This window comes from Streptomyces sp. NPDC107517, assembly GCF_055582645.1.
Map to the genome: position 1 here is coordinate 1 of NZ_JBVJPM010000029.1, position 15765 is coordinate 15765.

Consider the following 15765-nt stretch of genomic DNA (forward strand, 5'->3'; position numbering starts at 1 on the left):
TGCTCCGACCCGCTCACCGGGACGACAGCCATAGTTAGCGATGGCGGAACGGGGGCGCAAGGATGTGACGTACTACCCCACATCGGAGAAATGTCTGAAATGACCGAATAAGGTGGCTTAGGGTGGCTTCCTTGAGCCGCCAGACGACCCCACGGACCACTACCGCCCCTAGTATGTGATCTGGCCCCTATGGGCCGCCTCACAGCCCCAGGCCCGCCCGCGTTACCCACGTCACGCGCCCAGCCCGGCTCACAGGCCACGATCACGCCCTCAGGCCGTGGTGTTCCAAGACCAGCACGTCGGGCGCAGAGTCGACTCGTGCCGGCAGGCATTCCTCCGCAGATTCGATCGTGAGCACACCTTCCGGCTGTTCAACCAGACCCTTGCTGGGCCGTCCCCAAGGTCCGGGACCCGCACGCCTGCGGGATGCCAGAAGTCGTGCACCATCGTTGACCTGGGTATTTCGTCAGCCAGCTTGTGGATCTTGGTTAGGCGGTCGCGGCGTACTCGTGGATGAGTCCGGCGAGAACGTCGCGGCGGTGAATGCGCTGCGCCGGGAAACGGGATGACGTTCGGGTCGTCTGTAGGGGCTCGGAGTGCAGGGCCCGGTGGGGCCTTCCGGAGTCGTGGTGCTCCGCGTACTCGTCCAGGACCCGCCGGGCATGCTGCTCGTGGTAGATCAGGATCCGATCGGTGCACTCGGCGCGGACGCTGCGAATGAAGATCTCTCGGCGTGGGCGTTCATCGTCGGCGCCTGCGGCGCGCTCTTCAAGATCGCTATGTTCTCGCTCGTGACGACGGCATCGAAGGCGGCGGTGTACTACGCGTCCCGGTCGCGCAGCAGGTAGCGGAAGTCTGCGGCGCGCTCGCCGAGGTCGAACAGCAGGTTGCGGGCGAGTTGGGTTGCCCGGGCGGCGGTGGGGCGGGTGGTGACGCCGAGGATGTGGACGGTGAACACCAGCATGCAGACTGAACTCCGCGAATGGACTTTTCGGCAGGGGCACAGCCACCGCCTCCGGATCGTTGCCTCACCCGGGGCGCGTTCGACAAGCCGCGCAACGCGCTGGTGCCCGGGCGGGGCAGACATGCGGCACATGAGATCGGAGCTGCGGGACCGTCATCACACGTCGGCTGCCCCGCCCCGTGATGTCGTCGGGGTGGTTACTTCTCGATCTGGAGTACCGCCATCATCCCCGCGTCCTCATGATTGAGGATGTGGCAGTGCAGGACCGTCTTGCCCGGATAGTCGAGGAACCGGATCCGGATGACCATGTTTCCGCGCGGAGGGACGTCGACGGTGTCCTGCAAGCCGTAGTTGGTCTGCGGCCTGCCGTTGATGCTCATCACCTGGAAGTCGTTGGTGTGGATATGGAACGAGTGGACCTCGTCGCTGTCGTTCTTGATCGTCCACTCTTCGACGGTGTTGAGCTTGGCCCGGAAGTCGATGCGGCTGTGGTCGAACTGCTTGTGGTTGATGTAGAAGAGCGTGCCTGCCTTGTTCTCCGTGAAGGTGACCGTCTTGCGTCCCGCGACGGCCTCCTTCGCGAGGTCGTCCACCGGGGCGAAGGCTGTGGGCAAGGCCGCGGGTCGCATCGGTTCGCCGTCGGACTCGACCGTGGCCAGTGTCGCCCGGGGGAACTGGTTGCCGGCCTTGCCGGTGTTGTACGGCAGGGTCTGCAGTTCCGACACGCCCGCCTTCGGGCCCTGTACGAGAACGTCGTAGCGGGCACCGGCGGGGATGACCAGGGAGTCGACGGAGTAGACCTTGTTCACCGGGTAGCCGTCCTTGGCGACGATGTGGAACTTGGTGCCCGGCAGCCTCACTTTGTAGAAGATGTTGGCCCCGATGTTCGCGAGGCGCCACAGCTGGGTCTCGCCCGGCCTGATCCGGATCCGTGGGTTGAGTTGTCCGTTGACGGTGCGCGTCGTGGGTGCACCGATCTTGAGGTTCGAGGTCTTGATCTGGTCGCCCACGAGTTGGAAGTCCTTGAGCGCGACGACGTGTTGTGTGATCCCACGGAGCGCCGCGGGCAGATACGTGTCAAGACCGTCGACCACGATCAGGCCGGACATGCCACCGGCGGTCTGGGCGGCGGAGAGCGTGTGCGGGTGCGGGTGGTACCAGTACGTCCCCGGCTCCAGGCTCTTGGGGAAGGCGTACTTGTAGGTGAACGTCTTCCCTGGCTCGATCTTGAGGAAGATGTTGTCCGAGTCGCCGACGGGTGAGACATGCATGCCATGCACGTGCAGGTTCGTCTGCTGGTCGAGCTTGTTCTCGAAGGAGATCTCCATCCGGTCCCCCGGCCGTAGCCGCAGAGTGGGCGGCATGTACATCCCGTTGTACGTCAGAGCCCACAGATCGCGGCCTGCCAGGCGCACCTTCTCGCGTTTGACGACGATCCTGGTCCTGAGCAGTCCGTTCCTGCTCACGATCTGCTGGGGGTCGCGCAGATCTTCCGTTGCCCGCGCGGTGAGGGCCGGCGACGGGGACACGGTCTGCAGGGGAACCGTCGACCCTTCCGGGTGGCCTAGCGCGCTCGTGTCGCTACGCGTGGCACACCCCGCCGCCAGTGCGAGCGCGGCAAGTGTGGATCCGATGACGGTCCAGGTACGACGGGCGTGTGCGGACAAGCTGAACCCCCATGCACTGCACATGTGGAAGACGGGCGGCCGTAAGCTGCCATCATGCACCCGAAAACCAGGCGAAATCGGTCACGACCCGAAGGAGCAGGGTGGGCATCACCTTGATGAGCGAGCCCGTTCCGCAACACTCATCGGTACCGCGACACCAGGGTGCCCCTGGAGCTGTGCTCCCTGAACACCGCCGCAGAGCCCAGGGACAGGGTGGAACGGTGACCGGCGGCACGGGCGGCCCGAGCGCATCTCGTCGGCCGCGACGGGGAGCGACCGAGGCTGCGGTGCAGCTCCTGCCATGAGCCGAACTCCGCGAGCGCATCGCCGCCGGAGGGGCGTCGGACGGGGCAAGGGTGGTCACGGGCGCACCTGCCTGGGATCAGTGTTCCTGTCGAGCGACAGAAACCGGGCGCGGGCCGTTTCGGCCGCATGACACACCCATGTCCGCCAGGACATCGAAGTCCTCACTCACGCCGACGACTTCATGGGTGCAGGACAGTCCCGCGAACGGCGGAGAACCTCATAGCCCGATCGGCTGTCGAACTCGGGACGACAGGATGTGAACCTGCGGCCACCCCTCAGCCGCGCAGTGCGCAGGCACGTATCACCGTCTGCTGAGTGCGGCTGCCGGCCGCGTCCCAAGCGGTGACCCGCAACGTGACATAGCCAGTGTCCGTCTCCGCGTGCGGGTGGCGGTTCAGGACAGTGGTGGCCGAACCGTCGACGTGGACCCGTGGGTCGACGCGGTCGCTCCAGGTGGCACCGTCGTCGTACGAGGCCTCGACGCGGATGCCGGTGACCGCTGGGCCTCGGTAGCCGTCGGGACGCAGCGTGCCGATGTGCACCGGGAAGGCGTGGCGGGCCGAGGCGGTGTTGGCGCCGTCCACGTCGAGGTCGTAGCTGAGCAGGATCACCGGCAGGGCGGCACAGGAGTGGTCCTTGCCGTAGACGTCCGTGCAGCCGGGGGCCGTGTCGCCCGCCTCGGGTGCCTTCGAGCGGAAGGTGTACGAAGTATCGGTGCGGGTGCCGAGGGTCTCCAGGGTGTTGGTGTTGCGCCGCACCGTCTGGTCGATGCGGTACTCGGCCTCTTCCGGGGCGAACAGCTGGGCCGGGGGAACCTGTTGACCGTCACGGCGGTAGCTGAACGTGCTCGTGGCGGCGCCCATGCCGAAGTGAGCGGGGTCGCCGTCGCCGTAGGGGGCGAGCAGGAAGCTGGCGCCGTTGTCGGCGCGGCACAGCGGGCAGCTGATGCGGCGCGGCAGGGTGGGGTGCATGGGAGCGCGACCCCAGTCACGACGCACGGTCGTGCCTGTCTTGTACGTCGCCGGGTACTCCTCCAGGTACGTGCTGGACAGGTCGGAGGCGCGGACCGTCTGGAGGTAGCGGCTGTCGGCGGCGTGCACGAAGTCGGTGCGGGTGCCGGGGGCGAGGTGGCGGGCGCCGGTGCGGAAGGTCGTCTTCTCCCAGGTGTGCCAGGTCGTCAGCACGTCCTCGGCGATCCGGGCCGTGCCGTCGGCGTGGAAGGTGTTGACGAGGCGGGCGAACCGGTCGGCCTTCTCCGTGACGGTGGTGTGCGCCGGGATGGCTCCGGTGGCGTGGAACGGCAGCGTGTACGTGAAGCGGCTGTCGAGGCGGCCGGCGAGGGTGACCGTGACGTCGCTGTCGGCCATGGCGGCGAGGAGGGCCGTGCCCTGGTCGCGGGGGACGGCGACGGCCGGGATGGTGCTGTCGCCGTTGTCCTGGGCGAGGGTGGTGCCGTCGGTGGCACGGATCGCGAGGACGGCGACGGCGCCGTGCTGAGCCGCGGCAGCCAGGGCGGGCACCAGCCAGCCGTTGGCGCGGACGACGGCGAGCTTGCCGCTGACGTCGTGGTTCGCGTAGTCGGCGGCGCTGCCGGTGCCCACGTCGACGGCTGTCAACTTCCTTGTGCCGTCCAGGCGTTGACCGAGGTCCGGGGTGAGCAGGTCGAGCGGTGTCGTCCGCCCCGCGGCCCTCCACGATCCGCGGACGAGGGGGTCGCGCAGCCGGTGTTCGGCGGTGAGGTCGAAGGTGCCGTGCGCGGCGGTGGTGTGCGAGGCGATCGCCCCGTACGCGGTGGTGCGGTCACCTGTCACGGACGAGGTGCCGATGGCGGCACTGGCCCCGTCGTCGAGGGTGCGGCGCGCGGTGACGGACAGGGCGGCGCGCTCGAGCGGCCGGTCCTCGCCGTCGACGCGGACAGCCAGCGGCTGCGCCTCGCGGGCGTCGATCCCGACCGTGCTGTCGTCGCCGACGGTCAACTCCGGTTCGGCGAAGGTGTCCAGAGAGTGCACATAACCCTGGCCGTCGTACGTCGTGATGAGAGCCTGCAGTGCGTACCGGCCCTCTCGCAGCTTCGTCTGCCAGGTGCCCTCACGCAGGAACGTGACGCTCTGCAGTTCGGCCTCGCCGGTGGTGAGGTTGAGGATCTGCAGGTTGGTCTGGCCGGCCGCCTTGCCGTCGCGGCCGGTGAAGGTGAAGTCGACGGTGTGGCGCGGGGGTTGCTCGGTCCAGCCGACGGCGGTGGTGAGCGTGGTGCCGTCGCCGGTGGCGGTCAGGTAGCCGTCGAAGCGGCCGGTGCCGGTGCGGGACGGGTCGACGGTGAGGGTGGTGGTCGCGGTGGCGTGCGCGGGGACGGTGACCTTGTCGCTGGAGAGCGTCGCCGCCCCGTCGGGGACGGCGGTGCCGCGGCTCAGGTCCAGGTCGAGGGCGAGGGTGACGTCGTGGTCGCCGTCGTTGGTGTACGTGATGTCACGGGTGCCGGGCTGCTGTTGCTCGCGCAGGTCGCCGAAGTCGGCGGTGCCGGAGGCGGTCACCGACTGGGCGGAGGCCCGGTCGACGGCGAGCCGTCCGGCGCCCTGTTCGTAGACGTCGTAGTCGGGGCTGGTGTGCGCCGCCGAGACGAGCGCGTCCTTGAGGCGGGCGGCCCGCCACTGCGGGTGCTGCTGTACGAGGAGGGCGGCCGCGCCCGCGACGTGCGGGGTCGCCATCGACGTACCGTCCAGGGAGGTGTAATGGGCGTCGACGACCGCGCCGAGGCTGGTGCCCGCGGCGCGGGCCGCGACGATGCCGACGCCGGGCGCGGTGATCTCGGGCTTGAGCGCACCGCTGACCGTCGGACCGCGCCCGGAGAAGTCGGCGAGCCGGTCCTGCTTGTCGACCGCGCCGACGGTCAGCGCGGTGCGGGCGGTGCCGGGGCTGGCCACGGTGGCGCGGCCGGGACCGGTGTTTCCCGCGGCGATCACGAACAGGGCACCGGAGGACTCGCTGAGCGCGTCGACCGCGTCGGACAGCATGTCGCTGCCCTCCTCGGTGGCGGCGCCCAGGCTCATGGAGACGACGTCGGCACCCTGGGCAACGGCCCACTCCATCCCGGCGATCACACTGGACTCGTCGCCGCTGCCCCGGTTGTCCAGCACCTTGCCGACGAGCAGCTCGGCGCCCGGGGCAACTCCCTTGTACTTTCCGTCGGATGCGGCGCCGCTGCCCGCGACGGTGCTCGCCACGTGGGTGCCGTGGCCCTTCCCGTCCTGCACACTCTGCCCGGCGATGAAGCTCCTGGAGTCGAGGACGCGGTCGGCGAGGTCGGGGTGGGTGAGGTCGATGCCGGTGTCCAGGACGGCGACCTTGACACCGCTGCCGTCGTAGCCGCTCTTCCACACCTCGGGCGCGCCGATCTGCGGGACGCTCTCGTCGAGGGTGGCGTGCACGGTGCGGTCGGGTCGGACGACCGCCTTCGGCCCGTCGAGTACGTCGCGGTAGAAGGCGTGCAACTTGTCCTTGTCCACGTCGACGGCGGTGGCGCCGAGCGAGGTGAGGGCGGTGTGGTGAGTGACGCCGGGGGCGTCGTCGGCACAGGCGGCGAGCGTCGAACGGGCCGGGCTGCCCGGGTAGTCGACGATCAGCGGCAGCGTGTCACGGTCGGCATCGCCCTGCTGGTCGGCGGCGAGTCGCGTGACGTTGAACAGCTCCCGGTCGAGCCGCCCGTCCGCGAGCCCCTCCCCCGCGCTGTCCGGGATGACGTAGGTGTCACCGGCGGGCGTCTCCTCGGTGTGGAAGGAGGCCGAAGTCCCGGGCGCGGGCTCGGCGTCGACCGCTGCCCGCCCGTCGGCGCCGGTGGTGACGGTGACCGTGTCGCCGGTCACGAGGGTGACGGTGTCGGTGTGTGCGCCCCGGTCGGCGGCCTGTGTGGTGACGGTGACGGGCACGGCTGCGTCCGCCGAGACGGGCAGCGCCGGGCCGATGAGAGCCAGGATGAACGCGGCACCGAGCACGGTGGCTCTGCGCGGGACGACAGCGGTCGGCATGGCGGACTCCAGGCGGGACGGCGGGAGGCGGCCGCTGCGCCGGCTGCCGGACCACGGACACGTACGGATGTCAGGGCCGAGCGGCGACCGCAGCAGCCACCCGGCCCGACGGCCACCATGCTTCGGCCAACTTCGCGGCTACGGCAAGAAGTTGACGATGGCGAGGCTGCGTCATGTCGCGATCCCGACAGACGGTGGCATCGTCCAGACCTCAAGCGCGCCTACGCCCGGCGCTGAGCGCAGCACATCGCCCACACAGCACGCCACTTCCCCGCCCCGCCGACAAGGCGGAATACATCCGCAACCAGCGCGAAACCCTCCGCCGTACCGCGCTCCGTACACTCGACGCACCGCTTGCGGCACCGGGATCCGGCACGCACCTGCGGAAAACCGCGTACGGGGAGAACGGCCATGGCGCACATCTTTCCGGTTCACGGCCCGGCCGCACCCGCGCCGGAGACCGACAGCACGCTCACCTTCTCCACCGTCCACGGCTACCGCCGCGCCTACCGGATCGCGGGCCAAGGACCGGCGCTGCTCCTCATCCACGGCGTCGGGGCGAGCTCCGCGCACTGGGAGGACTGCATCGAGACCCTCGCGCGCCGCCATACCGTCATCGCCCCCGACCTGCTCGGCCACGGCCACTCGGCAAAACCGCGCGCCGACTACTCGGTCGCCGCGTACGCGAACGGCCTGCGCGACCTCCTCGGCGTCCTCGATGTCGAACGTGTCACCCTCGTCGGGCACTCCTTCGGCGGTGGTGTCGCGATGCAATTCGCCTACCAGTTCCCCGAGCGCGTCGACCGGCTCGTCCTGATCTCCACCGGCGGGGTCGGACGCCAGGTCACCCCCGTTCTGCGGGCCGCGACCCTGCCCGGCGCGGGACTCGCACTCGGCCTGCTGAAAGTCGCAGGCGCACGGTGGCAGATCACGGCATTCGTCCGCGCCCTCCAACTCCTGGACACCGGACTCGGCGTGGACGCACCCGACCTCGTCAACCTGGTCGACGCCCTGCCCGACCAGAACTCCCGCAACGCCTTCACCCGCACGCTGCGAGCCGTCGTCGACTGGCGCGGCCAGGTGGTCACCATGCTGGACCGCTGCTACCTCGCCCAGGGCGTGCCCACCCTCCTCGTCTGGGGCGACCGCGACAGCGTGCTGCCCGTGGCACACGCTCACACCGCCCACGAAGCAATGCCCGGCAGTCGGCTCGAGATCTTCCCGGGCGCCGGGCACTTCCCGCACCACGCCGACCCCGCCCGCTTCATCCATGTGCTGGAGGAGTTCATCGCCACCACGACTCCAGGCGACTGGAGCCTCGCGCAATGGCGTGAACTCCTCTGTACGGGACGGCCGGAGGAGAAGTGCGCGCCGACCTTGGCACGCGAGTACCGCGAGGCCAGCGAACGCAGCGCGACGTGACGGAGTCGGGGCGGATCGGGTCGGGCTCTCGAGGGCGACAGCGCAACAGCAGTGCTTCCGCCGATCGTTGTGCATGTGCAGCAACCGGCCCGTCCCGCGCAGCCGCTCGTCGTTCTCCCTGAGGCGTTCAGGATTGCGCTGTACAGCGCGGCCCGCTCACCGGCGGGCGACGAGGAACATGTCGGGTGGAACGCGCAGGACCCATCCGCAGGCGACGCCGGCGGGAACCTTTGACGGCTGCCGATGCAGATGCCCGTTCGGCTGCTCGCGGAGGGCCCGGACGTGCTCCGCGGTGTACGACAAGGCGCGGGCAGGGCGGAGGAACCGTCCTGCCCGCGCCTTGTCGCGTTCCGGCTCAGCGAAGAGCGAGGGCGACCACCTGGGTGACCGCACCCTTGTCGAAGTTGTCGTCGCTGACCAGAATCAACGCCCTTTCACCGGTAGGAAGTTGCGGACCCCAGGTCATGCCCTCGGTGTTGTCGACCGTGGACAGGCCGAGGTTGTCGAAGTCCGCGACGAGCTTCTTGCGCATCACCGCGACGTGCCGCCCGGCCAGGGACTGGATCGCCCGCACATCACTCGCACCGCGCGTCGTGGCGTCGTAGAGGCGGATCTTGTATCCGGAACCGGCGACCCACGTGCGTTCCAGCACGAGGAAGCGGTGCGGGTCGTCGGGGAAGGCGAGGATCGACGGGACTCCGGTGTCCGGGCCCCACGGGCTGGTCGGATCGGACTCGGCGAAGATCTTCTCGATCGGGTAGGCGTACTGGCCGAGCACCCGGCCCGTACGGCTCTGCTGCGTGAGGCGGACGAGCGCGCCGTGATGCGTGTCGGGCACCGGCCCGTCCTGGATCAGCGGCCCCTCGATGGCACTGGTCACCACCTGGCCCCGCGCCCCGAAGGTGAACGCCTCGAGCGACTGGTTGCGGCGCGGCCCGCGCTCGCCTCTCGTGACCGCGTAGTTGCTCGGCAACCGCAGCCGGCCCCGGTAGGCACCCGCACGGGAGGCGAACTGGATCGACGGCTGCACCAGCGGCGCGTCGTCCGCGGTGGGCCGGTCGCCCTCCTGCGCCCACCAGTAGCGGCAGGTCCGCGGGTCCACGCGGATCTCTTCCGGATCCACGGCCTTGGCCGGGTCGGCGGCCGGTGACGGATAGACCGCCCCGTCCGGCTGCAGGAAGGGACGGGTCCCGGTGAGACGGACGGAGTGCACGCCGTCGGCGTCCACGTCCACCGCGGCGGTGTAGAAGCGGGCGGGTTGCTGGAACGAGCGGTCGTCGCTGATGAACACGTACTGGCCGGTGCACCGGTCACGGTCGATGCCGGACAGGCCCCCGACCGTGGTGCCGTTGAAGTCCAGCTTGTACGGAACGATCTTCTCGCCCAGCAGGCGCGCATGAGCCGCGGGCCGGGAAGGTCGGGCGGAGTCACCAGGCTCCGGGGCAGCCGCAGCCACCGCGGGAGTCAGAGCCGTCGCCAGGAACAGGGCCGCACCACTCGCGCGGCGCATCACAGAAGCTCTCATGTAGATGATCTTCGGTAGCCGTGCAGCGGATCCTCAGTCGCCGATGCGAGTACTGCCCCGATTACCACCGAATGGGCCACCATCAGAACTGATATGCCATGTTGACGATTCAGGCCGCTCGGACCGCTTCGGTGCAGTCTCGCTCCAGCTGCCCGGAATGGGAGTCGTCCGGTCTGAGAATGTCGCTGCTCACCTGGCGCTGCGCCCGGTCGGCTCCTGTTCGGTCAGGTGCCGCCAGGTGCGCACCAGTTGACTGAACTCCTTGACCTGAACGAGAACATGGTCGCGGGCCGCGTTCTCGGCGCGCTCGGCGTCGCCCACGGCGATGGCGTCGGCGATCGCGCGGTGCTCGGCGAGGGAGCGCCGCATCCGGTCCGGCACCCTCAACTGCAGGCGCCGGTAGGGCTGGAGGGCACGCTTGAGGGCGTGGGCCTGGTCGGACAAGTAGGCGTTGCCGCAGGCGTCGTAGACGATGCCGTGGAAGCGCGCGTTGGCGTAGTAGTAAGGGTCGGCGTCGCCCGCGCGCGCGTGCTGCTCGCATTCCTCGAGGGCGTCCTCCAGCCCGTCGAGGGCTTCACGCTCGATGCGGCGGGCGGACAGGCGCGCGGCCATCCCTTCCAGCTCCGCCATGACTTCGAACCGCTCGGCCAGTTCATGGACGCTCAGTTCGGTCACGTATGTGCCCTGCTTGGGGCGGATCTGGACGAGGCCCGAACGCTCCAGCGCCTGCAGCGCTTCGCGGACCGGTGTGCGCGAGCAGCCGAACTCCCGCTCCAGCTGCGCCGGGTCCAGGCGCTCGCCGGGGCGGTAGCGGCCGTCCACGACGGCGTTCTCCAGCGCGTCGCGCACGCGCCTGGCTTCCGGTACTCGAGCCATGTGCACCTCCGAACGATCACATTATCCGGCGCCTCCAGGGGGTGGTGCGCCGTCGTTCCGTGATCTACGGTGCGACTGTTATATACATCACGCGCCACGATGCATATCTGCTGCGCGAAGGAGCAAGGAGCGGGGAGGGGCAAGCATGGAGCGTCACCCTCGGCACGACACGGCACGCGACGACGGTCGGCTGGTGGCCGCTCTGCGCCGGGCACGGGGACAGCGGTGCCTCGATGAGACTGCCTGCACCAGTCGCGGAGGCGGTGGGGGTACCCCGCTCGACGAGCTGCTCGCCGCCTGCGACGTCCTGATGACCGATGTCGGCGAGGCCTCGATGCGCGCGGTCGCCGCGCAGGCACTCGCCGCATACGGCCTCCTCGACGACGACGCCAAGGGCGCCTTCTTCCGGCACATCACCCGGGCCTACGACGCCGACGCCGACCAGGTCCGCGCCGCCTACCGCAGCTGGGAGGCGGCCCGCGCCGCCGGCTCGCAGGGCGCACCGGAGCTGGTCCACCTCTTCGGCGCCGTCGAACCCGCACGCCAGCAGCTGCTGCGCCGGATGAACCACGCGCCCGACGCCACGCTCGCGCTCGTCGGCATGCGGGCGGACCTGCGCCGCCTGATGCGCGAGGAACCCGAACTGCGGCCCCTGGACCACGACTTCCACCACCTGCTGACGTCCTGGTTCAACCGGGGCTTCCTGCACATGGCCGAGGTGACCTGGGACGATCCCGAGGAGCTCCACGCGCATGTGCTGCGCGGCGAGCGGGTCCACCCCATCGCCGACCGTGCGGAGCTGCGCCGCCGAATGGAGCCCGAGGACCGCCGCGTCTACGCCTTCTTCCACCCGGCCACCGGCGACGTCCCCCTGATCTTCGTGGAGGTGGCCCTGGTCCGCGGGCTGCCGGACAGCATGGCCCCGCTGCTCGAACCCGGACCGGCGCTCGATCCGGCCCACGCCGACACGGCCGCGCTCTACTCCATCAACAACGCCCTGGACGGACTCGCCGGAGTCTCCTTCGGCAGTTTCCTGATCAAGCAGGTCATCGAGCAGGTCGGCGAGCAGCTCCCGCATCTGACGCAGTTCGCCACGCTCTCCCCCATCCCCGGGTTCCGCGGCTGGCTGGAGGGGCGGGCCGGGCGGGAGCCCGAACTGAGTGCCCTGGTCGCAGAGTTGACGGCTTCGGACATCGACGTCGACGGCGTCCGCCCCCGGCTCTTCGACGCCCTGACCCGCTACATCGCGGTCGAGCGCCGCGACGACGGGCGCCCCCTGGACCCGGTCGCCCGCTTCCACCTGGGCAACGGCGCCGCGGCCTGGCGCCTGAACTGGCCGGCGAACGCCTCGGCCGAGGCATGGCGGCAGTCCTACGGCGCGATGATCAACTACCGCTACGAGCCGGAGCTGCTCGAACGCCGCCACGAGGACTTCGTCCGGCGCCGCACCGTCGCCCTGGGCGGCCCGATGCGGGCAGCAGGGACGACACGCACAGAACAGCACGAGAGAGGAACGACCCCGATGGCCCCCACGGGAACCCCGACCGCCCCCTTCCCGACCCTTCACCGGGCCTTCACCGAGCAGGTGACGCGCCACCCGGACAAGGCGCTCTTCGAGCTGCCCGACGGACGGTCCATCAGCTACCGGGAGACCGAACGCACGGTGGCCCGGATCGCGGCCCGGCTCGTCGCCGACGGGGTCGTCCCCGGCGACCGGGTCGCCATGCAGGTCGACAAGTCGCCCGAGGCGATCGCGCTGTACCTGGCGACGCTGCGCGTCGGCGGTGTCTTCCTGCCGCTCAACACCGCCTACACCGGCGCCGAGATGGAGTACTTCATCGGCGACGCAGAGCCTCGCGTCCTGGTCTGCTCCCCGAAGCGCCTGGCCGAGCACGCCCACCGCGCGGGCACCGGCCTCGTCGTCGAGACCCTCGGCACCGTCGGCGACGGCACCCTGCTGCAGGGCGAGGACCACCACGACGACGTGTACGAGGCCACGGCCGACGAACCGGCCGCCATCCTCTACACCTCCGGCACCACCGGTCGCTCCAAGGGCGCCGTGCTCTCTCACGGCAACCTCGCCTCCAACTGCCGTGCCCTGCTCGACTCCTGGCGGTTCACCGAGGACGACCGGCTGATCCACGCCCTGCCGATCTTCCATGTGCACGGCCTGTTCGTCGCCGCCAACATGACCCTCGCCGCGGGCGCCTCGATGTACTACCTGCCGAAGTTCGACGCGGAGCAGATCCTCGACCTGCTGCCCGAGGCCACGGTGCTCATGGGCGTACCGACCTTCTACACCCGGCTCCTCAAGAGCGACCGCCTCACCCCCGAGGCCTGCGCTTCGATGCGCCTGTTCGTCTCCGGCTCGGCGCCGCTGCTCGCCAGTGACCACGAGGCGTTCGAGGCGCGCACCGGACACGCCATCCTGGAGCGCTACGGGATGACCGAGACCGGCATGAACACCACCAACCCGTACGCGGGCGGCCCGCGCAAGCCCGGCACCGTCGGCATGCCGCTGCCCGGCACCGAGATCCGCGTGGTCGACCCCGAGAGCGGCAAGGCGCTGCCCGACGGCGAGGTCGGCAGCATCGAGGTGCGCGGCCCGAACGTCTTCACCGGCTACTGGCAGATGCCGGAGAAGACCGCCGCCGAGTTCCGCACGGACGGCTTCTTCATCACCGGTGACCTCGGCCGGATCGACGAGGACGGCTACCTCTGCATCTCCGGCCGCGGCAAGGACCTGATCATCTCCGGCGGCTTCAACGTCTACCCGAAGGAGATCGAGGAACTGCTCGACGCCCACCCGAAGGTCCTGGAGTCCGCCGTGATCGGCGTGCCCCACCCGGACTTCGGCGAGACCGTCGTCGCCGTCGTCGTCCCGCAACCGGGTCAGGAGCCCGAGGCCGGCGAGCTGCTCGACGCCATCGCGGGCGACCTCGCCCGGTTCAAGCACCCGCGCGCGGTACGCATCGTCGAGGCGCTGCCGCGCAACGTCATGGGCAAGGTGCAGAAGGCCGAACTGCGCAAGCTGTACGCCGACTTGTTCAACGAAACGGATGCGTAACCGCCCCCGTCCGCCCGCTTCAACCCCTCCCGTGATTCAAGTCCCAAGTCCCCAAGTCCCCAAGTCTCTCAGTGTGGAGAAGACGATGGTCCTCTATGGAGTGGCAGCGCTGGCTGCGTGCATGCTCGCAGGCACGCTCGTCGGTGAACTGCTCGGTGACGCCCTCGGCGTCGACGCGAACGTCGGCGGAGTCGGCTTCGCCATGATCATGCTGGTGCTCGTCACCCACTGGCTGCGCCAGAAGGGCAAGTTCCCCCAGGCCTCCGAGCAAGGCGTGCTCTTCTGGAGCGCGATGTACATACCCATCGTCATCGCCATGGCCTCCACCCAGAACGTGGCCAAGGCCGTCACCGGAGGGCCGATGGCGCTGCTGGCCGGCCTCGGCGCCGTCGTCGCGACGGGCGCCCTGGTGCCCGTCCTCGCCCGGATCGGCGATCCCGCCGAACCGCTGCCGCCGCTGACAGCTGACACCGATACCGCGGACGACGTCGCGGGCGACACCGCCGCGCAGAAGCAGGGGGCCTGACATGGACTTCGATGTGCTCGTCTCCGTCTGCGAAGACAACGGCCTGATCGTGGCGTTCGCGCTCATCGGCGGGCTGATGCTGCTGTCCGCATGGCTGTCCAAGGCCCTGACCCGCGGCCGCCTCCAAGGCTCGGCCATCGCCATCATGCTGGGCCTGGTCCTTGCCTATGTGGGCGGCAAGGCGTCGGGCGGCGAGAGCGGACTCGCCGACTTCACCGCGCTGTCCGGGCTGAGCCTGATGGGCGGGGCGATGCTGCGGGACTTCGCGATCGTCTCCACCGCGTACGGCGTCGATCTGCGTGAGATCAAGCGGGCCGGACTCACCGGCGTCCTGTCGATCCTGCTGGGCGTACTGGTGTCGTTCCTCATCGGGTCCGTCGTCGCCGCGCTGTTCGGCTACACCGACGCCGCGTCGATGGCGACGATCGGCGCGGGTGCTGCCACGTACATCGTCGGGCCCGTGACCGGCACGGCGGTCGGCGCGAGCTCGGACGTGATCGCGCTGTCGGTGGCGGCGGGACTGGTGAAGTCCGTGGTGGTCATGGTGGGCACCCCGCTCGTCGCCCCATTCATCGGCCTCAACAACCCGAAGTCCGCGATGGCGTTCGGCGGGCTGCTCGGCACCACGTCCGGTGTGGCCGGCGGCCTCGCGGCGACCGACAAGCGCCTCGTCCCGTACGGCGCAATGACCGCCACCTTCTACACCGGCGTCGGCTGCCTGCTCGGCCCGTCCCTGCTGTACGTGACCCTGCGCGCCGTCGTCGGCGGGTGAGGGACGCATAAGAACGGACCAGGGCACCCCTCGTCAGCGTTCTGCCGGACCTGCCTTGTCGACCTTCACGGACGCCAGGCCCAACTCCGGTATGACGGCGCCGCGTTCGCTGCCCCGGCAGGTCGTCGCCCCGCTCCCGCAGTTCGGGTGCGGACGGCTTGCCGCTGAGGTCCGGCGGGCAGGGCATCGGTATTCGCGTCGCCGTACCCGTCCTTGAGCAGCTGTGTGACGTTGAACAGTTCGCGGTCGACGGTGCCGGCCGCGATCGCGACGAGCGCGTCGGTCGGGTACACGTACAGGTCGCCGTCGTCGCCGGACGAGATCTGGAACGACCGGGGTGCTCTCCCTCCACCGGGAGGGCACCGGGTCGCCGATCCGTCGGCCGCCTCGCGGCGTGCGTGGGATCAGTCGGCGGACCCGTCGTCCGTCGGGCCGGTGAAGTCGACCTGCTCCGTGTTGGAGCAGTGATTCGTGCCCACGTCACACAGCTTGTACGTGTACGTCGGGCCCTCCGTGACGCGGATGACGTCGGTGTACCGGCCGGTGTTCGGGACGGCCTTCTACGCCACGGACGCCCAACGGACACCCAGGACGGCGGTTCGACGAGGATCGTCGTCG

The 15765-nt window shown here is 69.8% G+C and carries 11 protein-coding genes; 5 read left to right on the forward strand and 6 right to left on the reverse strand.

Annotation, left to right across the window (positions count from 1 at the left end):
- Positions 1–662 precede the first annotated feature (662 nt).
- Entirely contained in the window at positions 663–848 is a 186-nt protein-coding gene (locus tag ACZ67T_RS38475; protein ID WP_469990653.1) for a hypothetical protein, read from the forward strand.
- On the opposite strand, the gene ACZ67T_RS38480 is transcribed toward ACZ67T_RS38475, so the two are convergent.
- The 3 genes from ACZ67T_RS38480 to ACZ67T_RS38490 all read right to left on the reverse strand — a co-directional run bounded on the left by ACZ67T_RS38480 (position 821) and on the right by ACZ67T_RS38490 (position 6959).
- Entirely contained in the window at positions 821–964 is a 144-nt protein-coding gene (locus ACZ67T_RS38480) for a hypothetical protein (protein WP_469990654.1), read from the reverse strand. The two genes, ACZ67T_RS38475 and ACZ67T_RS38480, sit on opposite strands and share 28 nt — an antisense overlap.
- A 197-nt stretch (positions 965–1161) precedes the next feature.
- The gene (locus ACZ67T_RS38485) at positions 1162–2493 is read right to left on the reverse strand and encodes a multicopper oxidase family protein (RefSeq protein WP_469990655.1); all 1332 of its coding nucleotides are present in this window, start codon (positions 2491–2493) and stop codon (positions 1162–1164) included.
- A gap of 719 nt (positions 2494–3212) precedes the next feature.
- Positions 3213–6959, reverse strand: a complete 3747-nt coding sequence (locus ACZ67T_RS38490; RefSeq protein WP_469990657.1) for a S8 family peptidase — start codon at positions 6957–6959, stop codon at positions 3213–3215.
- A gap of 411 nt (positions 6960–7370) precedes the next feature.
- On the opposite strand from ACZ67T_RS38490, the gene ACZ67T_RS38495 reads away from it, so the two are divergent.
- Positions 7371–8381, forward strand: coding sequence for an alpha/beta fold hydrolase (locus ACZ67T_RS38495; RefSeq protein ID WP_469990659.1), 1011 nt, complete (start codon positions 7371–7373; stop codon positions 8379–8381).
- A gap of 355 nt (positions 8382–8736) precedes the next feature.
- Here the strand turns inward: ACZ67T_RS38495 and ACZ67T_RS38500 are convergent, their stop codons facing one another.
- Both ACZ67T_RS38500 and ACZ67T_RS38505 read right to left on the reverse strand, forming a co-directional pair.
- Positions 8737–9906 carry an esterase-like activity of phytase family protein gene (locus ACZ67T_RS38500; RefSeq protein ID WP_469990661.1) on the reverse strand — a complete coding sequence of 390 codons (1170 nt, stop codon included), beginning with the start codon at positions 9904–9906 and terminating at the stop codon, positions 8737–8739.
- 189 nt (positions 9907–10095) lie between these two features.
- Positions 10096–10782, reverse strand: a complete 687-nt coding sequence (locus tag ACZ67T_RS38505) for a GntR family transcriptional regulator (protein WP_469990663.1) — start codon at positions 10780–10782, stop codon at positions 10096–10098.
- 145 nt (positions 10783–10927) lie between these two features.
- On the opposite strand from ACZ67T_RS38505, the gene ACZ67T_RS38510 reads away from it, so the two are divergent.
- The 3 genes from ACZ67T_RS38510 to madM all read left to right on the forward strand — a co-directional run bounded on the left by ACZ67T_RS38510 (position 10928) and on the right by madM (position 15147).
- Positions 10928–13849 (forward strand): AMP-binding protein, encoded by a 2922-nt coding sequence (locus ACZ67T_RS38510; RefSeq protein ID WP_469990664.1) that lies wholly within the window; start codon positions 10928–10930, stop codon positions 13847–13849.
- Positions 13850–13922: 73 nt separating this feature from the next.
- Positions 13923–14375, forward strand: coding sequence for a malonate transporter subunit MadL (gene madL / locus ACZ67T_RS38515; protein WP_469990666.1), 453 nt, complete (start codon positions 13923–13925; stop codon positions 14373–14375).
- A 1-nt stretch (position 14376) separates the two neighbouring features.
- Positions 14377–15147 carry a malonate transporter subunit MadM gene (gene madM, locus ACZ67T_RS38520; protein ID WP_469990667.1) on the forward strand — a complete coding sequence of 257 codons (771 nt, stop codon included), beginning with the start codon at positions 14377–14379 and terminating at the stop codon, positions 15145–15147.
- A 65-nt stretch (positions 15148–15212) separates the two neighbouring features.
- On the opposite strand, the gene ACZ67T_RS38525 is transcribed toward madM, so the two are convergent.
- Positions 15213–15440, reverse strand: a complete 228-nt coding sequence (locus ACZ67T_RS38525; RefSeq protein ID WP_469990669.1) for a hypothetical protein — start codon at positions 15438–15440, stop codon at positions 15213–15215.
- Positions 15441–15765: the final 325 nt, after the last annotated feature.